20 protein-coding genes are annotated in these 21,043 nt (G+C 51.9%); 17 read left to right on the top strand and 3 right to left on the bottom strand.

What is annotated here, in order from left to right; genetic code table 11:
* Positions 1-41: 41 nt before the first annotated feature.
* Complete coding sequence (locus VK694_02250; GenBank protein ID HTE57538.1) at positions 42-2,033, bottom strand: DUF2817 domain-containing protein; 1,992 nt, start codon at positions 2,031-2,033, stop codon at positions 42-44.
* 201 nt (positions 2,034-2,234) lie between these two features.
* Between VK694_02250 and VK694_02255 the strand changes: the two genes are divergently transcribed.
* The 12 genes from VK694_02255 (at position 2,235) to VK694_02310 (ending at position 13,979) form a co-directional block, all read left to right on the top strand.
* The gene (locus VK694_02255; protein ID HTE57539.1) at positions 2,235-2,828 is read left to right on the top strand and encodes a hypothetical protein; all 594 of its coding nucleotides are present in this window, start codon (positions 2,235-2,237) and stop codon (positions 2,826-2,828) included.
* Positions 2,812-5,205, top strand: coding sequence for a hypothetical protein (locus VK694_02260; GenBank protein ID HTE57540.1), 2,394 nt, complete (start codon positions 2,812-2,814; stop codon positions 5,203-5,205). Before VK694_02255 ends, VK694_02260 begins: the two co-directional genes overlap by 17 nt.
* Before the next feature lie 51 nt (positions 5,206-5,256).
* Positions 5,257-6,297, top strand: coding sequence for a type IV pilus assembly protein PilM (gene pilM, locus VK694_02265; GenBank protein HTE57541.1), 1,041 nt, complete (start codon positions 5,257-5,259; stop codon positions 6,295-6,297).
* Between the two features lies 1 nt (position 6,298).
* Positions 6,299-6,988 (top strand): hypothetical protein, encoded by a 690-nt coding sequence (locus tag VK694_02270; protein HTE57542.1) that lies wholly within the window; start codon positions 6,299-6,301, stop codon positions 6,986-6,988.
* On the top strand, positions 6,988-7,704 hold the full coding sequence (locus tag VK694_02275) for a hypothetical protein (protein HTE57543.1): 717 nt from the start codon (positions 6,988-6,990) through the stop codon (positions 7,702-7,704). The genes VK694_02270 and VK694_02275 overlap by 1 nt, the downstream gene beginning before the upstream one ends.
* Positions 7,701-7,946, top strand: a complete 246-nt coding sequence (locus VK694_02280; protein HTE57544.1) for a hypothetical protein — start codon at positions 7,701-7,703, stop codon at positions 7,944-7,946. The genes VK694_02275 and VK694_02280 overlap by 4 nt, the downstream gene beginning before the upstream one ends.
* 15 nt (positions 7,947-7,961) lie before the next feature.
* Positions 7,962-9,770 carry an ATPase, T2SS/T4P/T4SS family gene (locus tag VK694_02285; GenBank protein ID HTE57545.1) on the top strand — a complete coding sequence of 603 codons (1,809 nt, stop codon included), beginning with the start codon at positions 7,962-7,964 and terminating at the stop codon, positions 9,768-9,770.
* A gap of 23 nt (positions 9,771-9,793) precedes the next feature.
* Positions 9,794-10,858 (top strand): type IV pilus twitching motility protein PilT, encoded by a 1,065-nt coding sequence (locus VK694_02290; GenBank protein ID HTE57546.1) that lies wholly within the window; start codon positions 9,794-9,796, stop codon positions 10,856-10,858.
* A 15-nt stretch (positions 10,859-10,873) separates the two neighbouring features.
* Positions 10,874-12,097: a type II secretion system F family protein gene (locus VK694_02295; GenBank protein HTE57547.1), complete on the top strand. Its 1,224-nt coding sequence runs from the start codon at positions 10,874-10,876 to the stop codon at positions 12,095-12,097.
* A 137-nt stretch (positions 12,098-12,234) separates the two neighbouring features.
* Positions 12,235-12,678 (top strand): prepilin-type N-terminal cleavage/methylation domain-containing protein, encoded by a 444-nt coding sequence (locus tag VK694_02300; GenBank protein HTE57548.1) that lies wholly within the window; start codon positions 12,235-12,237, stop codon positions 12,676-12,678.
* A 77-nt stretch (positions 12,679-12,755) separates the two neighbouring features.
* Entirely contained in the window at positions 12,756-13,583 is an 828-nt protein-coding gene (locus VK694_02305) for an A24 family peptidase (protein ID HTE57549.1), read from the top strand.
* A gap of 42 nt (positions 13,584-13,625) precedes the next feature.
* Positions 13,626-13,979, top strand: a complete 354-nt coding sequence (locus VK694_02310) for a hypothetical protein (GenBank protein HTE57550.1) — start codon at positions 13,626-13,628, stop codon at positions 13,977-13,979.
* Positions 13,980-14,178: 199 nt separating this feature from the next.
* Here VK694_02310 and VK694_02315 read toward each other — a convergent pair whose 3' ends face one another.
* On the bottom strand, positions 14,179-15,975 hold the full coding sequence (locus tag VK694_02315; GenBank protein ID HTE57551.1) for an SGNH/GDSL hydrolase family protein: 1,797 nt from the start codon (positions 15,973-15,975) through the stop codon (positions 14,179-14,181).
* 221 nt (positions 15,976-16,196) lie between these two features.
* On the opposite strand from VK694_02315, the gene VK694_02320 reads away from it, so the two are divergent.
* Genes VK694_02320 through VK694_02335 form a run of 4 tightly spaced genes read left to right on the top strand, consistent with a single transcriptional unit; the run spans position 16,197 to position 19,269 of the window.
* Complete coding sequence (locus tag VK694_02320; protein ID HTE57552.1) at positions 16,197-17,087, top strand: hypothetical protein; 891 nt, start codon at positions 16,197-16,199, stop codon at positions 17,085-17,087.
* A complete protein-coding gene (locus VK694_02325; protein HTE57553.1) occupies positions 17,074-17,523 on the top strand; it encodes a hypothetical protein in 450 nt (149 codons plus the stop codon). The genes VK694_02320 and VK694_02325 overlap by 14 nt, the downstream gene beginning before the upstream one ends.
* A complete protein-coding gene (locus VK694_02330) occupies positions 17,516-18,154 on the top strand; it encodes a prepilin-type N-terminal cleavage/methylation domain-containing protein (GenBank protein HTE57554.1) in 639 nt (212 codons plus the stop codon). The genes VK694_02325 and VK694_02330 overlap by 8 nt, the downstream gene beginning before the upstream one ends.
* Positions 18,155-18,162: 8 nt before the next feature.
* Positions 18,163-19,269 carry a PilX N-terminal domain-containing pilus assembly protein gene (locus VK694_02335; protein ID HTE57555.1) on the top strand — a complete coding sequence of 369 codons (1,107 nt, stop codon included), beginning with the start codon at positions 18,163-18,165 and terminating at the stop codon, positions 19,267-19,269.
* Between the two features lie 4 nt (positions 19,270-19,273).
* Here the strand turns inward: VK694_02335 and xerA are convergent, their stop codons facing one another.
* A complete protein-coding gene (gene xerA / locus VK694_02340) occupies positions 19,274-20,191 on the bottom strand; it encodes a site-specific tyrosine recombinase/integron integrase (protein ID HTE57556.1) in 918 nt (305 codons plus the stop codon).
* A gap of 75 nt (positions 20,192-20,266) precedes the next feature.
* Here xerA and VK694_02345 point away from each other — a divergent pair, with 75 nt between their 5' ends.
* The gene (locus tag VK694_02345; protein HTE57557.1) at positions 20,267-20,776 is read left to right on the top strand and encodes a nucleoside-diphosphate kinase; all 510 of its coding nucleotides are present in this window, start codon (positions 20,267-20,269) and stop codon (positions 20,774-20,776) included.
* Positions 20,777-21,043: the final 267 nt, after the last annotated feature.

Raw genomic sequence — 21,043 nt, forward strand, 5'->3', positions numbered from 1 at the left:
TTGGTCGGCTTTTGGCTGCGTGGTTACTCTCTGTCGGTGGTCTACTGTATGACGGCTTGCATAGCGGCCTGATGGCTTGCGTATTCATTGCCGGTTTTGGTCCACAGTTCTATGAGCAGGGCAGGTATGCCGCGCTTGTCGTGTAGCCAGTCTTCAAGGGCACCGGTGGTGTCGTATTCAAACAGTTCGCCCGTGGCACTGCTGGCGGCGTATCCGACATTGGACTTCTGGTCGTACAGATGTGCCAAAGAATCACTGTTGACCGAGCCATTGGGCATAACCACACCAGCTACGGCGTGATAGGTGAGCACCAGGCTGGCACCAGTGACATAACTAGCTAGGGCAGCAGACTCTGGCTCTGACAGCGGAGCTGAGCCACCGCCAGACGGGTTGAAGGACTTGTCTGGCATGGCCACGCCGGACTTCCAGTTGTTGGCAGGGAAGTTGCGGTTGAGGTCTACGTTATGGGCATTGGTGCGACGGTTGACTGCATAGCCGTCGGGGTTGAGTGTAGGAACGATAACGATTGTTCGGCCACCGGGGATAGCGCCACTGGCCTCCAGGTAATCTACCCAGCGACTGAGGATGATACTAGAGCTTTTCTCGTCCCCATGCGTACCGCCTACAAACACCACCTTGCTGGGGCCGCTGCCAAAACTGTAGGCAGTTATGCCACGGCCCTGGACCGAGGTGCCAATACTAAAGACCGACTGGCAGATGGTGCGTGACTTGAACTGCCAGGCTGATCCGCCAGAGATACCGTAGGAGTTTTGCAGGCCATCTACTACTTTGATAGTTAGCGCAGCGCAGCGTGGCAGCGGCGTGTCGGGGGTGATGACTGCGGTGTTGCCACGTACTTGTACGCCTGCTGCAACCGCGGTGCCGCCGGCTTCCAGCCGAATAAAGTTGTTCGTTGCTTGGGTTGCGGATAGGGCAGAGTCAAAAGTGAGGGTTATGCTGCCACTGGTTGAAACTTTATAGCTTCCGATATTGGTGCCCAAAACCTTCGGGCCACCGGATGTCTTAAAGTCTTGGGTGAATGGTGCAGTGAGCGATCCGCCGTCTTCGGCCTTGATGGTGTCAATTGATACTGTGAACTGCGCGCTGCGAGCCAAAGGTTGCCCAAAGCGAACGGTTAGTGTGGTGCCGCTAACTGACGCTGTGGTAGGTATCTCTTGTCTTTGGCCAGCCACCTGATATAGATGGACACCTTGCACCGATACAGCAGGGCGATTCAGGGTCAGCACCAGCTCGATTGGTGCGTGATACACAATATATGTATGAGGAATGCTTGATCCAACGACAATGACACTCTGCACCGTAGACAAGGTACGTGTGAACAGGGTGCCCGCTGCTTGACCCTTGTATTGTCGCTCCAGGGTGAAGTCGTATTTGGCTGACTGACTCAAGCCCATCTGAGTGACATCACACTTGAGTGAGGTGTCTTGCTTGTTGCAGGCTACCTTGCGGTCGCCGGCCTGCAATTGGTAATCAAAGATACGGTCATACTCTGTAAGCTGCAGATCCAGCGGTTCCTGCACAGGAATGGGTTTTTCCAGTGCCGCCTGATTCATGACAGCTGGAAAAGTGTTGGTGGTTACGCGTATTTGTTTTTTGAACGCCGCAGCATGCAGCGTGACGGTGTTGGTATGGTTTTCCTGGGGAGCAGCTAGGGGGCTAAAGCAAGTACTATGGGAATAGAGGGGATACCCAGCAACCGACAGACTAGGCTGGGCAGCTGCAGAATAATGCGCGTTCTTTGTCTGTGAAACGAGCCGAGGAAATAGTACGGGTTGTGCCAGGCAGGTGTCAGTGGCATACGAGAAGACGACACTGCGAGGCCACAGAAAGGCAGCGGCATAGAATAAGGTTGCCGCAGTTACGCACAACCCCGTCACCAGGGCTAGATTATTGAAGGTGACCCACCTCTTTGCAACAGCCACTAGCTTGCCCATGCCCCGAGCGATACGGCTTTTTGTCGATCCCGTACGAGTCAGCAATAACAGGGGTGTTTTGGTAACGTTCGTGTGCATTTTTGTATTCTTTTTGTCTATATAAACATTAGCATAATTATGCACTGAAGTCAATATAATGATATTGCAAACACATCCTGCTAGGGCAGTATCGCCAAGTTACTCTCTTGGAGTGGGTTCTTTTATGTTTTGCCAGAGAGTTTGTTATACTTGCAGGTAAAGGATAAGCATTTGCGGGAAGGGTTTCGCTCGATATCAGCGATGTGGGGACGCAAAAAGAATAAAACTAGTGATGTAACTGCAAGTACGTCGCCTACGCAGGCGACTGCTAAGCTGGACCATACCATTGTGTCGTCTGGTAAATCAAAGCGCTCTTTTTCTTGGAGCAAGTTGTCTAAGAAGCGCAAGATTATTTTGCTGGCAGTGGTAGTACTGGCTGCGGCGTTGCTGGTAACGGCTGTGATTGTATTGGTGGAAATCCTACGCAAAGATCCGGTCGAGCCTCTGCCCACGACCGAGCAAGCTACAACTGAAATGCTAGCCGACTTTTATAAGCGACGAGACGAACAGGCGCAGCAAGCCTCACCCGAGGTTCAGATAGGCGGCCAGTTCAAAACCTACGAAGATAAAATTACCAACAACCAAGCCGGCAACGATGACAATGAGCGGTTCACTACCTATAGCCAAGCAGCCTTCTTGGGCGCCCGCCTGAACAAGTCACAGGCTGCCGAGTATGCCAAGAAGGCCTTAGGGTACAGCAACACTATGGATAAGGCATCTAAAGAAGCCAGTGCCGGACTTATCAAAAGCTTAGAGGCGGTAGCCAAGGGAGATTACCATGCCTTTACGCAGTAAAAAATCGTTAGCACTGATCTTTGTATTTGCGTTTGTAGTGAGCGCAGTGTGGGGCGTGGCAAAACCACCAAAAGCAGCTGCTCAACGGTCTAATACCTCCCATGTCTGTCGACGGTTTGCTGATGTCGTAAGCCAAGGAAGGCTGCCGAGTGGGTATACCTATGTCACCTTCGAATATGGTGTATTGGGCAACGACTATGGTCGCCGCTTCATGAACAGCAGTGGTACAACGGTGGCAGATGCAAACGGTGCTTGGTTCAACGATAGTGGTTCTGGCTGCACGGCTTCGGGTCTATCGGCGCTGTATTGGGATGGCAATACGGTGTCTTATAACGGTGGGTTTTATCAGGCAGTTTTTGATGCGGCTCATACTCAGCCGTCTGCAGTGCACGATATATACCTGGGCTTTCCCGGCGGTGCCGCTGGCAATGCCACGGGCTATAATTATTGTGGAGTAGCCAATATTGGGTGGCAGGATGCACCTTATGGGTTTCGAAACACCTTTGGCATATCAAACTGTCCGCTTGCGCCGTTTGCGAGCCTCAATGATTCGCTGAGAGTCATACTTGGTAATCGCACTGCTATCTGTATGGGCATGGCCTTTAATGTAGGGCGGAGTACGGGTGCCAACGATGCGGTGTGTGACCGCGGAACCAGTCCTCCGGACCCTCGCTATAATATGTTTGACGCGGCCAAGGTGTATGAGGGTGGGGGTGACTTTGCGGGCCACCTGAACGGTGGAAGCGCCGCGGCCCGTAACAATATCCACGCTTTTTATAGAGGTGCTGTTGCAGCACAAACACCTATATCGGCCCTGGATGCTGATTTGCGGGATGGCAGCTTCCAGCTGATCGTATTCTCTGGCAATACTCGTGATCCTATTCCTCCGTTTTTCCCCTGGAACACCGCGTGCCAGAGCCTCGCGCCTATAGCTGGTTTTTGCGCACCACCGGGCTTCCCAGATGACCCATACCTGAACCACAAAGCGTCGGTGTACGTCACCTATATCCTGGGGCCGCCAATAGTCAATCAGTTCAGCCTGACACCTATCGCAGACACCACCCTGAACCCAAATGACGAAGCGCCCACTTCTGTCACCTTTGCTTCAGGAATGACGGTAGCCAACAGCCCAGCGGGTTCACGTGTGAACGCTTCTATTAACCGCTCGTTCTTTATCCGTCGCGGCGCAACAACTATTCCGCTGCCACCCCCTCCGGGCGGCCCAGGATTTGTTACGACTAGCTTCGACTATCCTGCAGAGACACGGGCGTTGGTTGGCATGCAACTGGGTGACCAACTATGTGTGCGGATTGTGGTCAGCCCGGCGGAAGGTACGATGGCAGCAGATGGCACGGTTCAGACGGTAACGTTGGCTTCACGCGAGAGGGAAGAGTGCCAACAGATAGTCGCCAAGCCGTACTTTAGAGTCTATGGTGGTGATATCATCGCCGGTGCCGGCTATACTGGCGGGGCATCTTGTGGTAACCAAAATGCAGGTATTATCAGCTGGAACCGGCCAGGTGGTGCAGGACCATACATTGGTTCTGGCGGTCAACTTGGTGTCATGGCCATGGATATTATCTACGAATTTGCGTCTGGTCAGGTACGCACCAACTCTAGTGCGGCAGCCTCGCCCAAGTCTTCTACCTTCGCCAATGTTAACCCGTCCTTTAGTAGTTACGGGGCAGGTACCTATGGTGGCGGTCTGTTTAGCGCCCCAGGCACCGCACCGTGTGCTCCGGATTGGTACGCAAATGCCACAGGGCCAGATCCTGGACCAACCCTGATTATTAACCCGGCGCCCAATGTTATTCAGACGCTCTATAGTAATCATGATCTCACTATACCTACGACCAACTTGGGGGCCGGCAGCAGGATTACCGTCTACGTGAATGGCAATGCCTTTATAGAAGGTACGGGTGTGAGGTATCAGGGAACAGGTGATTACGCCAATATCTATGACATTCCGTCGTTCAGGCTTATCGTCCGTGGAAACATCTATATTCTCCCCAGTGTCTCGCAGCTAGATGGTGACTACATTGCACAACCAAGCAATGCCAACACGGGCCGTATCTATACATGCGGTGGTCGGCCATGGATTGCCCGAGCCGGTCTGTCGCAGTACGTACCTGATGATGCGGCCATAAACACCACCTGCCGTACTCGACTGACGGTGTACGGTACGATGACCGCCGAAGTGCTGAAGCTACTGCGTACAGCTGGCACACAGGCAACGTCTGTACCGAATGAGAACTTCTCTGCAGGAGGCAATCCTGGCGAAGTCTTTATCAACAGCGCCGAAAGCTGGTTGAGTGGTGGGTTAGACACGGGTCAGGGTGCGGCCGACGGCTATGCGCCATTACCACCGGTCCTTTAGCCAAATAACAGTTTGTGTGCGCCAAAAAGCTTATGCTATACTGAGGTCAATATGAGCATACTGAGTGGGGTATCCGACTTCTTTGGACTAGACATCGGAACCACTGCTATCCGTCTGGTAGATCTACGGGGCAGTGGTCCGGTAAAGGCTCTTTCGCGTTACGCCTATGCACCGGTAGACGCCAAGATAGCCGTAAGTGATTCAAAGGCTGACCAACAAAAGCTAGCCGCAGCAATTGCAGACCTGGTGTCGCAGGCACATGTCCTCAGTCGCAACGTTGCGGTGGGTATTCCGTCTCAACGAGTCTTTACGACGGTGGTAGACATTGATCGCCTGGCTCCCGGAGAGCTCGCCAAGACCATCCAATATCAGGCTGACTCACTGGTCCCAACACCTCTGGCACAGTCCAAGCTAGACTGGGCAGTTATCGGTGATTCACCCAAGGACAACACCAAGGTAGAAGTACTGCTAACAAGTGTGAGCAACGACTTCGTAGAAGGTCGCCTGGACATGCTGGAATCTATCGGTCTGAATGTTATTGCGTTCGAGCCTGACAACCTGGCTCTTACCCGTGCCATGTTGGCACCAGATTCAACCTTGCCACAGATGGTTCTAGATATCGGCAACAAGAGCACAGACTTGGTTATCGCCATGAACGGTGCACCGCGACTAACTCGATCAATTCCAACAGGCTCCGAATCTATTGTCCGGGCTGCCATGCAAAATCTGAACATTGACGAAAAGCAGGCAGAGCAGTTTGTGTTCAAGTTTGGCCTGAGCAAAGACAAACTGGAAGGCCAGATACATCAGGCAATCAGCGGCACCGTCGACCTGCTTATCACAGAAATAGAGAAGTCTATCAAGTTCTTCCAGACTCGCTATGTAGATTCTCGTATTGATCGCATCATTGTTACGGGCGGCGCCTCGGCTTTGCCGGAGTTTCCGCTGTATGTTGCCAATAAGTTTGGCATAAGTGTAGAGATAGGCAATGCATGGCGTAACGTCAGCTTTGCAGCTGATAAACAGAATGAACTCCTGGCAGTATCTAACCACTTTGGCGTAGCAGCTGGGCTTGCGGAGAGGACCGAATAATATGATTCAGTTCAATCTTCTCCCGGATGTCAAACTAGAGTACATCAAGGCTCGCCGGAGCAAGCGGTTGGTTATGTTGGGCTCTCTCGTGGTAAGTGGCATTGCCGTAGCCATCATGGTGATACTGTTCTTTGGCGTTAACGTACTGCAAAGGCAGCATCTTTCACACCTGCAAGGCGACATTGATCGCGACAGCAAAAAGCTAGAAGACACCGAGAACCTCGACAAGATTCTGACGGTCCAAAACCAGCTCCATGTCTTGAACGAACTGCACACCAAGAAGCCCGTTGCAACGCGCATGTCTACCTATATCCCACAGCTGACTCCAAAAGATATCACCATCTCGTCACTAGACGTTGATTTTACGGCTAACACCATAGCCATAGACGGGAGCGGTACCAGCCTGAGTGAGATCAATAAGTTCGTTGACACCCTCAAGTTCGCCAAATACACCGCGGGCGATCAGACCGGTAAGCCATTCTCGAGTGTTGTGTTGGCTGGCTTTGGGCTAAACGCAGAGCAAGCGACTCCTGGCGGTGCCAGGGCAACCTACCAGATTACGCTGAGCTTTGACACGATTATTTTCGACAGTGCCAACGAAGTTACACTGCAAGTTCCTGCTGGGGTCAGTACACGATCGGTTACCGAAAAACCTGATTCTATTTTCCAGCAGCAAGGAGGAACCCAGTAATGGCCAGGTCGCAAGTTTCTGCAAAACGACTCATGATCAATAAGGCTAATTCTACTATTGTGATTGTGGTGGCCGTGGCGGCCTTTCTCACAGCCTTCTCACTGGTAGCCAGCCGGGCACTGCTAGGAAAGCGATCTTACCAGAACCGGGTAATCGCTGCCCAAGAAAAAGCGCGTGATCAGCTCCAGAAAAATATTAAAGAGGTAGAATCGCTCAATACGTCCTACATAGCATTTGTTGGTCAAGACCCCAACATCATCGGCGGTAGCCGTACGGGCACTGGTGACCGGGACGGTGACAACGCCAAGATTGTCCTAGACGCACTGCCGAGCAAGTACGACTTCCCAGCGCTCACCTCAAGTATCGAGAAAATAATGAGCGGCAAAATACAGACCATCACTGGAGTTGATGACGAGGCTAACCAGAACACCGACGATGCCCAGCCGAGCACTTCCAGCGGTGTAAGTCAGACTCAGAAAAAAGACACCCCTGGCAGCGCGGCAGCCGTAGACATGCCATTCGAGATGAGCGTCAAGGGCTCATATGTCAGCATGCAAGACGTGCTCAATACCTTGCAGCAATCCATCCGGCCAATCAATATCAACACTCTCACGTACACCGCTGGTGACTCAGGGAACGTTCAGCTGACTATTACTGCCAAATCTTTCTACCAACCCGAAAAGGTTCTGAAGATAACGACGGAGGAAGTAAAGTGAAACAAAAAGACATAGCCCTTATCATTGTCATTGTATTTGTCAGTGCAGTCTTGTCGTTCTTTTTGTCGAATGCGCTTATCGGTACGCCTCAGAACAAGAAACAAAAGGCAGCTGTTGTAGAGGTTATTACTTCTGACTTTCAGGAACCAGACAAAAAATTCTTCAACGAAAAATCAGTCAACCCAACACAGACAATCACCATTGGCGATAGCTCCAACCAGCAACCCTTTAGGGGCAACTAGAATCAGCGGTCCACTATGAGTGTCTTGTCGGCAACCACCCAAAAGCAGGTTGAACAAAGGCTAGTTGATGACGGGCTCATGACTGACGCCCAAATGCACGACCTAAAAGCCAAGGCCAAGACAGAAGATAAGCCACTGTTTGGCATGCTGGTGGCCGATGGCCATATTAGCAACGAGCAATTAACCAAGACCATTGCTCAAGTTACCAAGGTTCCGTACGTCAACCTGACCAATGTACAGATAGACCCCGAGATATTGTCCTTACTATCCCGAGAGATTGCCGACCGCTACATGGCGGTGCCATTGGGTGAGATGCAGCATCGTCTAGTTGTAGCTATGCTAGATGCCGACAACGTGCAGGCAGTTGACTTCTTGGCCAATAAAATTGGCCGACCGCTCAAAGTCTATGCCGCGTCAGAGGAGGGCGTCCGTAATGTTATCAAGCAGTACGAGGGTGCCAGCATCGGCAAAGAGATGGCCCAGGCGCTTGAGGAGGGTGGCCTGCAGCAGACTGCAGAAACTCAGACCCGGGTCACCGAGAAGCCCAAAGAAGACAAGAAGAAAATTGCCACTATTGTACAGGATTCGCCTATTAGTAAGGCGCTGTCCACCATTCTGGACTATGCTGCCAAAAATCGGGCTAGCGATATCCACATAGAGCCACTCGAGAAAGAGTTACGCATCCGTTGCCGCATAGATGGCGTCTTACGCGAGATCATGAAACTACCCAAGAGCACCGAACCGCCCCTGGTGTCACGTATCAAGATTTTGTCCAACCTCAAGATTGATGAGCACCGTATTCCACAAGACGGTCAATTCACCGTGCATACCAGCGGCAAGGACATTGACTTGCGTATCGCTATCTCGCCGGTGGTGTGGGGTGAACAGGTTGTGATTCGCTTGCTGGATAAATCAAGTACGAGCTTGCACTTGGAAGAGATGGGATATAAAGGTCGCGCTCTCAGATTGATCCGTGAAGGTCTGAAGTCGACTAATGGCATGGTCCTGACCTCTGGACCTACCGGTTCAGGCAAGTCCACCTCTATGTATGCCTTGCTACAAGAGATCAAGGACGACAGTATCAACATTGTCACTCTTGAAGATCCTGTAGAGTACAAAATGGCAGGGGTTAACCAGATACAGGTCAATGCCGATGTGGGGCTGACGTTTGCCTCGGGCCTGCGGTCTATTCTGCGCCAGGATCCCAACGTGGTGTTGGTGGGGGAGATCCGTGACAAAGAGACCGCCCAGCTAGCCGTGCAGGCCGCCCTGACCGGACACTTGGTCTTTAGCACGCTTCACACCAATAGTGCTGCTGGCATTTTGCCACGCTTGCTAGACATGGGTATAGAACCGTTCCTCATCGCTTCTACAGTGCGTACAGTCATTGGCCAGCGACTCGTCCGGCGTATCCCCGATAAGGGCAAAGAGTCCTACCAAAGCGATGCCGCCGAAACAGATGCCATCCATAAGACCATAGGCCACCTGTTGCCCGAGAAAGCGTCAGATGTAAAGGCTGTCAGCGACGATATTGGCTATGATAGCTTGCCACTGAAAGGCCAAAGCGCTTATACTTTGTACAAGGGCGTAGACGGTCCTTCCTCACCAGGGGGTTATAGCGGTAGGATGGGCCTGTATGAAGTATTCAACATAACTGAAGAAATTCAGGAACTGATACTCAAACAGGCACCCAGTTCAGAAATCCAAGCTATGGCAATCAAACAAGGCATGATCAACATGCGCGAGGATGGCTACTTAAAAGCTTTGGCCGGATATACAACGTTAACAGAGGTAAATCGTGTTGCTGCATCAGGTAATGCATAAACCAAAGAGGTGGGAAACTAGGTATGGCACAGCCAAGAATTGAAGTACTTCTAGAGGAAGTTATAAAGAAGAAGGCGTCTGACCTTCACTTGCAGGTTGGTCTGCCACCAATGCTGCGTGTTGATGGCGCTCTACTTCCGGTAACTTCAGCGGATATACTGACCGAAGAATCAGTCGAAGCGCTTGTTTTTGCTATTCTGGACGAAGACCAAAAACAGATCTTGCTCAAGGACAAAGAGTTCGACTTTAGTTTCGCCTTTGGTGATCTAGGCCGTTTCCGTGTAAACGCTTTCCACGAGCGCGGCAACCTGGCTAGCGCCTTGCGTCTTATTCCAAACGAAATCTTGACCACCGAACAACTGGGTCTGCCACCTATCGTTAATAAATTTGCGGATTACCCCCGGGGCTTGGTGCTAGTAACTGGCCCAACTGGCTCTGGTAAATCCACAACCCTGGCAGCTCTGATACATAAGATCAATATGGAACGTGCTGCACACATTGTGACCATCGAAGATCCTATCGAGTTTACTCATGCCTCTAAGAAGTCGGTCATTGTACAGCGCGAAGTCCACTATGACACCTACTCATTCTCGGCTGCTCTGCGCAGTAGTCTCCGCCAAGACCCAGATGTCGTGCTCATCGGTGAGATGCGTGACCTAGAGACCATTGCCGCCGCTATTACCATCGCCGAGACTGGCCACTTGGTGTTTGCAACTCTGCACACCAACAGTGCCAGCCAGAGTATCGACCGCATGATAGACGTTTTCCCGCCACACCAGCAGCCACAGATCCGTGCACAGCTATCTAATATCCTCATGGCCATTGTGGCGCAGCGGCTCATGCCGGCCATTGGCGGGGGTCGCGTTGCAGCAGCCGAGATTTTGGTGGCGACTCCAGCCGTGCGCAATATTATCCGCGAAGGCAAGAGTCACCAGCTAGAGGCTGTCATCCAGACCGGTGCCGAGTTCGGTATGCAGTCCATGGACAAGACACTGGTTAGCATGATTCACAACGGTACGGTTACCTACGACGAAGCACGTATGATCGCAGTAGATATAGACGAATTAGACAGGTTGATGAGGAGCTAACAGGTATAACACACTATGCTGTCATATAAATACACTGCCCGCGATGCCGCGACAGGCAAAAAAGTCTCGGCCGAGGTACAGGCCAGCAGCGAGCAAGCTGCCGCCAAACTGCTACGCGACCAAGGACTATCTCCGATAGAGATCAAGCCGATGGTAGGGGGGCTTGGTAATCCGCTATCCAAGTTCAAGAATCGCATACGGGCCAAAGACAAAATTTTGTTCTCGCGCCAGATGTCGACACTCCTAAATGCCGGCTTGCCGCTCCTGCAATCACTACGCACTGTGGCAAATCAGACCCAGAACAAAGCCTTCAAGATTGTCATCATGGAGGTTATCAGCGATATCGAGGCCGGGTCAGCACTGTCCGTGGCACTGGGCAAATACCCCAACGTTTTTAACAAGATCTATATCAGCCTGGTAGCCGCAGGCGAGGTGTCTGGTACGCTCGACAAATCCCTGGAGCGCTTGGCCACCCAGCAAGAAAAAGACGCCGAGCTCATCAGCAAGGTGCGTGGTGCCATGGTCTATCCGATCATCGTGTTGGTGGTTATGGGCGCGGTGGTAACCTTCATGCTGGTCACGGTGATGCCTCAGGTAAAAGAGCTCTACGCCGGCCTTGGCAGCGGGGCGCAGCTGCCATTGGTAACGCGTGCCATGCTGCTAATATCCGACATGATGACCAAGTATTGGTATATCCTCGTTATTGTCGCGATCATTGGCGGATTCTTCTTTAGCCGATGGGCTCGAACGCTTGGGGGCAAGCGAGTAGTAGACCGCGTTAAAATGCACGGGCCACTACTGGGGCCGCTCTTCATGAAGATGTATATGGCTCGTTTTGCGCGTACCGGCGCCACCTTGGTCTCTAGCGGCGTACCGCTCATTCAGGTGCTCGAAATTACCTCTGACAGCATCAATAACTTCCATATAGAGGCCTCGCTTCATCGGGCCATAGAGAAAGTAAAAGGCGGCAAAGCCTTGTCAGAAACGTTGACCAACGACCCGAATTTCCTGACTCTGGTGCCAGACATGCTTCGTATTGGTGAGCAGTCCGGTGCTATAGAGCAAATGCTAGCCAAAACGGCCGACTACTATGAAAAAGAAGTAGACAACCAGGTAAAGACCATTTCTACTATTATCGAGCCCATCATGATGGTTCTGCTGGGCGTCATTGCCTTCATTATTGTTGCTGCCGTGCTGTTACCAATTTATAGCCTGGCAGGCAAAGGCATTAGTGTTTAGGGTCAATTTTAACAGGGGTGGCAGTTTTCCACGGCCCCTGCTAAATGGTCGACAAAATGCTTGTGTTTTTTTACCCAACAGTTTATTATCCGTTCATGAGCAACAATAAATAGTGTACCTAGGGGGGCAAATACGCTATGTATCAAAAATTTAGTAAACAAAAAGAGGGTTTCACCATCATCGAAGTCTTGATCGTGCTGGCTATTGCTGGCTTGATCATGCTGATTGTCTTCCTCGCAGTTCCAGCTTTGCAGCGTAATTCACGCAACAATGCACGCAACAACGATGCTTCACGCCTCGCTTCGTCTATCACTGAGTGTCTGTCTAACCACAATGGTAACAAGGCTGTATGTAACAACTCAGTGACGGGCAACATTCAGCCCGGCACCCTGAGCCAATTGACCTATTCCGGTACGTTTAGTGATGGTGTGGCACTTGGAGCTGGTACAACATCTACAGTGGCAATCGGTTTCCAGCGTACTTGTAATACGTCTGGCGATGACGACATAGCTGGCGGTGTACGCGAGTTTGCTGTTATGTTCCAGATTGAAAACGCGGTTAACCGTTGTATAGCCTCCTAGGATAGCAGTGAGTCTAGTCGAACAGTCCTACTAACGTGGGACTGTTTTTGCTACAGGCTTCTTGTATAGTAATAACCATGACTTTTTTGATCCTGCTGCTACTAGGATTGTGTTTTGGTAGTTTTGTAAACGCGCTAGTGTGGCGCTTGCATCAACAAGAAACGCGTACCTCTCTTAGTAAAAAACAAAGAAAAGATCTCTCCATACTACAGGGGAGGTCCATGTGCGTGCATTGCCATCACACCTTGGCCTGGTACGATCTGTTGCCGGTGGTAAGCTGGCTCAGTCTGCGCGGTCGCTGTCGCTACTGCCAAAAGGCCGTCAGTTGGCAGTACCCGGTCGTAGAGCTCCTGACGGCCGCGACATTCATCGGTTCTTATATGGCCTGGCCTTACGGTTGGGACGGTGCTGGTATCACGCCGTTTGGACTGTGGCTGGTATTTCTGGTGGGCTTTATGGCCCTGGCCGTCTATGACTTACGCTGGATGGAGCTACCCAACAGACTGGTGTACCCGCTTATCGTCCTGGCGGTGGTGCAGGTGCTGGTAAAGGCGGCGGCCTACCAAGACCTGCAGAGTGCTGTTGCCGGAGCCTTCTGGGGCTTCCTGGTCATTGGGGGGCTATTCTATGCCTTGTTCCAGATATCCGGGGGCAAGTGGATCGGTGGCGGTGATGTCAAACTAGCTTTCATGATAGGTCCGCTGGTGGGCGGCCCAGTAGCAAGCCTGCTGGTTATCTTCCTAGCCTCTTGCCTGGGCAGTCTGGTATCTTTGCCGCTCATTGCTCGCAAGTCGCTCAAGGCCACTAGCCGCATACCATTTGGTCCATTTTTGCTAGCGGCAACTGTCGTTGTCTATACCTACGGCGACAGAATAGCCGACTGGTACACGAGTATGTTCCTATAGAAATGTAACCTTTAGGCTATGTCTTTTGCTATAGTTTTAGGTATGGCTGCTAAGCAAAAGAATTCCACGCTTACCAAAGAAGTATATATGGCTTATTTGACCGGGGTTGTGGTTGTTATTTTCGCGTTGCAGATGCTTTGTATACCCTTAATTTATTTTTTCTGGAGATCGGACGGCGGAGTGCCAATGAGTGGTCTCATTACTGTGCCGGCTACTGTCATTCTCTATATCGTCTTAGGGGCTGTTAACGTACCGCTACTTATCTGGCATGGTATTAAGAATGATAAGAATGCAGATGAGTTTACGAGAAGGATTGGGTGGGCTTTGCTTATTCTGAGCCCAGCAATTACTTTTATCGCTGCTCTGGTTGCGTATTTGATTTGGGGGACTGACTAGAAAGGGTAGGCTCACACATTTCTTATCCAAAGAAGTGGAGTGAGCACTTGTCAGTTTTTACAGCGTTGCCTTACCGCAATCCACCCCTCAGGGTGGGATGAACTCCGGTAAAGCAGATGAGTGGGGCTGTTCGGGCGATTAAATCGACCAAACCTCTCATCTGACGCCGGGATTTCCGACGGTTACTAACTAGCTATCCCTATCTGATGCACCTTGCATCTTCGTAGCCGTCATATCGCAACAACCCTAACTGACGAGCTCCTTCGATCCTTTCATCGGAATAGTGACCAGGGGCAATTCTCCAGCCTACATAGTCGAGGCCAGGAGGCGGGTTCTGCCAGCAGTCCAACATCCATGGATCTGTTATGAGGGTCAGGGTATAGGCGTAGGTTGCGCCGTCTGATGCAGAGTATTGCGGTGCGCCCCTGGTCCGGTGGAGCCACAGATTGCCGTGGTCGTCATAGGCCGCGCCAATTGTCCAGGAGCAGTCATCGTCGTACACTACACCCCCTGTGTCCTGGTACTCCTCCAGCGCTTGCGCTGGAACCGTAAAGACCTTCGCACCTCGACCCGCAAAACAGTTTGCGCTTGGTACGTGGTTGGGGTCTCCGTCGTGCCACCAGATCCGTGTTCGATACTTCTCGCCATTCGGCCCGTAGCTTATGACCCACGAATTTTCGTAGTCATAGGGTGACCACCCTGATCCTAATGATCCGTCCAGGATGTCACCGGCTCGCGGAACGCTCAGGTTGCATCCGGGTTGGCCTGGCAGGTCAGGGTAGGGCGCTGCGTTGGTTGCGGCGTCGAAGACCTGGCTGGGGTTCTTCCACGAGATCAGCTTGTACTGCCCGTTGGGCTGCTGACACCTGGCAAAGTCGGCCGTCACCTTCCACAGCTTGCCGGTGCTGTCCAGCGCGTACCACTGGTCGTCGACCTTGGTCAACGACATCTTGGGGTAGTCCGCCCTGATACGATCGTTCAGTAGCTGCTGAACGACGGGCAACTGGTACAGCTCTTGGGCAGTAGCGGCGTGGCCTGCAGCACTTGGGTGGAACCACTCGTGGCGATACACCGAAGAACCCGGCGAACGGATCCAAGGCTCAGCGCTACCGCTGATGCCGTGACCGTCGTAGATCCCATCGTTGTTCTGGGTGTGCAACGGCAAGAAGCCAAAGCGGCCAGAGCTGGAAATGTTGAGATTGTCGATCAGCTCCTGCTGTTCGGCATTGAGCAGATTCAGACCAGCCTCCAGACGTTGACCAGGATAGATGGCTCCGCCGCATCCCGGACAGGGAATAGACGCTTCGTCTTCCTCTGAGAACAACGGATAGCCCACCAGCACGATCTTGGTGCCGGGGAACTCGTTCTTGAGCTTGTTCAGTGCCGCCAGCATGCGAGCCTGGATGACGCTGTACTGTCCGGGCGAGTCCATCATGGCCTCGGCAGCGTCAAAATCCGCGTCACAACTTGGTCCGAAGGGAACCAAGTAGCAGTGCACGAGCATGGAGGCAAACCCCAGGTCATTGCCCCCAATGCTGAGGGTGATCAGATCCACCTCGGCCCGCTGTTCGGGTGTAAAACCATCTATCTGAGGCGGGTTCCCATTGGTACCGGTGATGTTCTCGGTGATGTCACCGGTGCACGCTGCGTTAACATACGCACCACTGCTCCCAAGCAACCGGTACAGCACCTCGCTGTAATTGTTGTGGTTGCGGTAGCAGCCCCGGTCCGGGTCGGGATCACTGGGGCTGGTGGTCGGTCGCTGACGGACCAGTGAGATGTTGCGGGGGTCGTCCGGGCTTTTGTCACTGTTGTAGTAACCATCAGAGCCATCGCTCGTCGCGTTGTTCCCGGCTGTGTAGCTGTCACCAACTGCCAGAATGTCGATATAGGCACTGGGGCCGTTCTCGTCGTGGCTCGGGAGTTCTCGACAGCTGACGGTTGCAAATAGCACGGTTGCCGCAAGAGCAACCAATCTTACCCGTGTGCGGGTCAACGTTCCTCCTAAAGGAAGTTGTAGGAAAGAGAACTAGCAAATTGTTAACGTGCAATGCGAGAATTGTGGACTATGGCCATTTCCTCTGGTACTTGATACTACTCAAACATTGTCGATAGGCAACTATATCATCTTTACGCTCTTTTTACTAACGGTATTATGCAAAAAAAGTGACTCCAAACACCTGTCAGTTTTAGTGCTTATGCTATATACTTGGTGACATGAAGATGGGTGGCAGGGGACACCATGCACTAAGTTTTGGCCATGGCTATACCGTTGTAGAAGTCATGATATTTTTAGCCATTACATCGGCCTTGTTCGTCATGGTTGTCATTAGCTTCCAGGGCCAACAGGGCAAGACACAGTTTACTACCTCGGCCCGGGACATGGAGTCACGCGTTCAGGATATTATCAACGATGTTGCTACTGGTTTTCCGGGTAGCGATGGCAGTTTCCGTTGCACGCTTGGGGGTGGCAAGCCGCAGATCACGGCGATTGCCCCTAATATTGATACCATCGGTACCAATACTGCCTGTATATATATTGGTAAGGTATTGCAGCCCTCGATAGCCGGTGATCCTGATAACTACGCAGTCTATCCTATAGTTGGCTTGCGGCAGATAGCGGGTAGTAGCAAACTAGCTACTAGCTTTGCAGAATCGCAGCCTATCGCTATCGCTCCTCCGAGTAGTCCAGATGTGGATCTGACAGATAAAGATCGTTTACCGGTTGGGGTTACGATTGCTCGCATGACTTATGATCGTGGTGGAACTAAGCAGGATATTGATGGCATCGGATTTTTCAGCACACTTGGGTCGTACACTGGGGGTGCTATCGATACCATAAGACCAGGCGCATTAAGCGTATACATGGTGCCGCTAAATGGCGACAGCGCACCTTCCAATATTTCTGAAAATGATCTGGTTCAGCACATAGACGATACGCTCAACTATAGCGATAATGATCTAATTAAATTTTTCATTGAAGCACTAAAGGGCAGCGTTGTAATTTGTATGAATAGCGACAGCAGTAACCAGCATGCAGTGTTAAAGATTGGTGGCGATGGCCAACAGCTGACAACAGATTTGGAGATATTTAATGATAAGTGTTAAACGGCTTGGATCACGCGGCGATACAATCGTAGAGGTGTTATTGGCAATTGCGGTTGCCACTGCGGTACTGGGCGGTGCCTATGCTTCTTCTAAGAACTCTCTGGCTGGTACGCGCCGCAGCCAAGAGCGCGGTGAGGCTCTGAAATTGCTAGGTGGGCAGCTGGAAAGACTCAAGGAAGGGGCCAAAGACACCTCTGGTATCAATATTTTTACCGGCACTAATCCTTTCTGTATTGTGACCGTGGCTACCCCAACTGTCAGGCAAGACTTAGTGGCCAGCACTAATCCCGCCTGTCGGCAGGGTGTTGGTGGGCGCTATGCCTTATCACTAAATCGCACGGCGCCTAATACCTTTATGGCCACAGCTGTGTGGGACCGGGTTGGTGGCGGCGGTTCAGATCAAATACAAATGGTGTATAGGGTATACGATGAGTAAACAGTTACGCCAAAAAGGCTTTACCATTGTAGAGCTCATGATAGCCACTAGTGTGTTCTCGGTTATTTTGCTGATCATGACCTATGGCATTCTTCAGATCAGCCGGACGTATTACAAAGGTATTGGCTTGGCTCGTACTCAGGAAGTAGCCCGGACCATTAGTGACGAGATTGGGCAGTCTATCCAGTTTGGCGGGGACAGCGTGGTTATGGCTCAAGCCCTGGACACAACTCAGGGACGTTGCATAGGTGGCCGAGAGTTTAGCTACTTGCCGTATCGCCAGGTGGCTCAGTCGCCCATTGCGCCGCAGGCCCGACATGCTATGGTCGTTCGCGATAACGTTGCTTGTGGTGCCACCGCACAGCCGCTAGCTAACGCCGATGCCACGGGACGCGAGCTAGTGCCAGACCGCATGCGGCTGACAGCCCTGTCGATAACTCGCGTGGGCACCTCGGACCTCTATGATGTCCAGGTTGGCGTGGGGTATGGTGATACCTCGGTATTTACGGACCGAAATGGTGATGGCCAAATAAACGGGTCAGATGCACCCATTGAATGTCGAAACGATAGAGGTTCTCAGTTTTGCGCCACATCAGAACTTAACACAGTCGTACAAAAGAGGGTAAAATAACCATGAGTATGATTCGCCCCAAAAGCCTGCACCATAACCAATCTGGTCTCGTTGCCTTTATGGTAGTAATGATCATTATGATCTTGCTCAGTCTTATTGTTCTAGCCTTCGCCAAAATGGTCCGCAGGGAGCAGCAGCAAGCAGCCGATCGTCAGTTGAGTACCCAGGCTTTCTATGCAGCCGAAAGTGGTGTCAACGATGCTCGCGAGGCGCTCGGAAATGCGGCTGCCACCAATCCGGCGCTACTTACCAACGACTATTCTACAAATTGTGACGCATTCATTACGGATGCCGGGCTGACAAATACCATTGATCCCGGTATTTCTTACAGCTGTGTGCTGGTGGATACCACGCTGCCTGTCTTGAACTATCCGGGTGTTCCTCTTGATAGGTCAGTTACGCTGCCCATACAGCCCTCTGCCGGTAACTCAATCGAGACTCTCGACATCACCTTCGAGGACCAGACTATTGGCAAGGCCGCGGCCCAGCTCACGGGTTGCAATTCTACGGCCCCAGTTTCTCAGCTGCCCGGGCGGCTAGACCCTAACTGTCAGATAGGTATGCTGCGCTTAGAGTATGTACAGTTTGCGGGCCCATCGGTTCCTGCGGTGGTTGGACGTGCTCAGTTGACCAACACTAATCGTGCAGTAGCATTTGTGCGACCGGTTCAGAGCGGCGGTGCTCTTGCGCTGCCGTTTGCCAGTGCAACAGCGAACAACCAGGGTATTGTCCATACAGCAGACTGTTCGATTGTTGCCACTCGTGACTTCAGGTGTACGGTCCGTCTCACAGGATTGGATTCTACCCAGGGCTATTTGCGCCTTCGATCAATCTACAAGTCTACCAAGGTAAGGGTCCGAGCCTTCTCTGCCAGTGGCACCGCGCTTGACCTGGTTGGGGCGCAGGCCGAGGTTGATGTGACTGGGCGTTCTGTTGACGTGCTGCGGCGGGTCAAGGTTTCTGTCCCCATAAGCCCAGCAGGCGACCGTGATCCAGAGTTTGCCGTGCAGTCAGCACGAACCGTGTGCAAGCGCATCACGCTCTCTCCGCCGACAGTTGGAGTGGTGTGGTTCCCTGGGTTCAACGGCTATGCCGAGTGCGATCCTCAGCAGTAACTATTTAGTCCGATTTCTTATGGTGAAATTTTTCGTGTACGGCACGCAGGTGTGGGTCGGTCACGTGGGTATAAATCTGAGTGGTGGCAATATTGCTGTGGCCCAGCATAGCCTGAACAGAGCGTAAGTCCGCTCCATTCATGAGCAGATCCGTAGCAAACGAATGACGAAGCGTGTGGGGACTGACGTGCTTGGTGATGCCAGCCAGCAGGGCATACCGGGCCACCATGCGTTGAATGCTTCGTGCGGTCAGCCTATGAAAATTGCCCGTCAGGTCAACTTTTTTACTCCCGCTATATCGAACAAAAAGTGGCCTCGTGTTGTCATCACGCTTATCGATATATTTTTGTATCCAATCGGCTGCCTCTGGGCTAATAAAGATGGGACGGTCTTTCTGACCCTTACCACGTACCATAAATTCGCGTCGCTTCAGATTAATATGATCTCTGTCCAATCCCACTAGTTCAGATACGCGCAAGCCGGATGAAAAAAGTAGCTCAAGGATGGCTCGATCGCGGAGGCCTGGGGGGGTAGCAGTGTCTGGTTGAGCAAAAAGACGCTCAACTTCCTCGGGCGTTAAAAAGGTCACTTGCTTGCGCTGGGTACGGGACAGCTCGATTTTGTCTGCTGGAAGAGCCGGGATATTGCGCTTGGCACAAAACTTCAAGAAACTGCGCAGTGCAATCAGGTGATAGTTTTGTGTGGACTTTTGTAGCTCGTCGCTCGTATTGGTTCCCAGCCGATTCAGCCACAGGCGCCATTTGCGAATCAGCTCTTGGTCGATATCTTTGATAGTCAGGTCGCCTGCGTAATCAACCAACCGGGTGAGGTAGTGGTCGTAATTGGCGATGGTTTTTTGCGAACGATTTTGTTCGATCTCTAGGTATTCCAAAAAATCAGTTTTAGCTTTAGCAAATTGCATGACTGTATTGTACGACATTACAGAGAAGAGTTCTTTTGTTATACTTGTACAAATTAATAAGAAGGAAATACATACGTGGAAAAAACGCTGGTTATCTTTAAACCCGACGCAGTAATGCGCGGCCTAGTCGGTGAGATTCTGTCGCGGTTTGAAAAGGTAGGGCTCAAGATAGTCGGGGCCAAAATGTTGCAGCCAGATTACGAACACTACTTTAGGCATTACGAGGGAATCGGAACACTCAAAACTCGCAAGGGAGAAACCATATTTGAGAGCACGCTTGCCTCAATGTTGGAAGGGCCAGTGGTAGCCATGGTTCTCGAGGGTGTAGATGCCGTGGAGCTTGTTCGCAAAATGGTTGGGGGCACCGAGCCCAAGAGTGCGCAGCCAGGAACAATCCGGGGCGACTATGCACACGTTTCTTACGGCCAAGCATCCACAGTTGGTAAGGGGGTCGCTAACATCATTCACGCTTCGGCCGATACCAAAGAAGCCACTGCCGAGATCAATCACTGGTTTGCAGACATCGAACTCTACGATTACGAAAGCGTGCACCAGCGGTTTACACAGCCAGCTCCTAAGAAGTAGGATGTTCTGTCGGTTTCGGGAGGGTTGCTAGCAGAACTAGCCCTCTTCGGAGGGATTCGCCTCGGGCCGAGCGCAAAATGCGCTGGCCTATTCGACCCCAAACATGCCATCAGGCGTCTTTGGGGCTACGGGTCCGGGGTGAGAAATGCCCGATGGCATTTCGCAAGGCCGGAAGCCCGGATGGCGAAGCCACCGAGCTGAGGCGGGCCCGCGAAATTCGCCAAAGGCGAATATTTGTGGGAGCCGTCAAGGGCTGTCCCGTTCGAA

It is taken from the genome of Verrucomicrobiia bacterium (genome assembly GCA_035489575.1).
Taxonomy (GTDB): Bacteria; Patescibacteriota; Saccharimonadia; order Saccharimonadales; family JAGQNK01; genus DATHJY01.

Bases quoted from the DNA above. Each gene is read 5' to 3' on its own strand.
- VK694_02250 (HTE57538.1), bottom strand. From the start codon at position 2,033: ATGCACACGAACGTTACCAAAACACCCCTGTTATTGCTGACTCGTACG.
- VK694_02255 (HTE57539.1), top strand. From the start codon at position 2,235: ATGTGGGGACGCAAAAAGAATAAAACTAGTGATGTAACTGCAAGTACG.
- VK694_02260 (HTE57540.1), top strand. From the start codon at position 2,812: ATGCCTTTACGCAGTAAAAAATCGTTAGCACTGATCTTTGTATTTGCG.
- pilM (HTE57541.1), top strand. From the start codon at position 5,257: ATGAGCATACTGAGTGGGGTATCCGACTTCTTTGGACTAGACATCGGA.
- VK694_02270 (HTE57542.1), top strand. From the start codon at position 6,299: ATGATTCAGTTCAATCTTCTCCCGGATGTCAAACTAGAGTACATCAAG.
- VK694_02275 (HTE57543.1), top strand. From the start codon at position 6,988: ATGGCCAGGTCGCAAGTTTCTGCAAAACGACTCATGATCAATAAGGCT.
- VK694_02285 (HTE57545.1), top strand. From the start codon at position 7,962: ATGAGTGTCTTGTCGGCAACCACCCAAAAGCAGGTTGAACAAAGGCTA.
- VK694_02290 (HTE57546.1), top strand. From the start codon at position 9,794: ATGGCACAGCCAAGAATTGAAGTACTTCTAGAGGAAGTTATAAAGAAG.
- VK694_02295 (HTE57547.1), top strand. From the start codon at position 10,874: ATGCTGTCATATAAATACACTGCCCGCGATGCCGCGACAGGCAAAAAA.
- VK694_02300 (HTE57548.1), top strand. From the start codon at position 12,235: ATGTATCAAAAATTTAGTAAACAAAAAGAGGGTTTCACCATCATCGAA.
- VK694_02305 (HTE57549.1), top strand. From the start codon at position 12,756: ATGACTTTTTTGATCCTGCTGCTACTAGGATTGTGTTTTGGTAGTTTT.
- VK694_02310 (HTE57550.1), top strand. From the start codon at position 13,626: ATGGCTGCTAAGCAAAAGAATTCCACGCTTACCAAAGAAGTATATATG.
- VK694_02320 (HTE57552.1), top strand. From the start codon at position 16,197: ATGAAGATGGGTGGCAGGGGACACCATGCACTAAGTTTTGGCCATGGC.
- VK694_02325 (HTE57553.1), top strand. From the start codon at position 17,074: ATGATAAGTGTTAAACGGCTTGGATCACGCGGCGATACAATCGTAGAG.
- VK694_02330 (HTE57554.1), top strand. From the start codon at position 17,516: ATGAGTAAACAGTTACGCCAAAAAGGCTTTACCATTGTAGAGCTCATG.
- VK694_02335 (HTE57555.1), top strand. From the start codon at position 18,163: ATGATTCGCCCCAAAAGCCTGCACCATAACCAATCTGGTCTCGTTGCC.
- xerA (HTE57556.1), bottom strand. From the start codon at position 20,191: ATGCAATTTGCTAAAGCTAAAACTGATTTTTTGGAATACCTAGAGATC.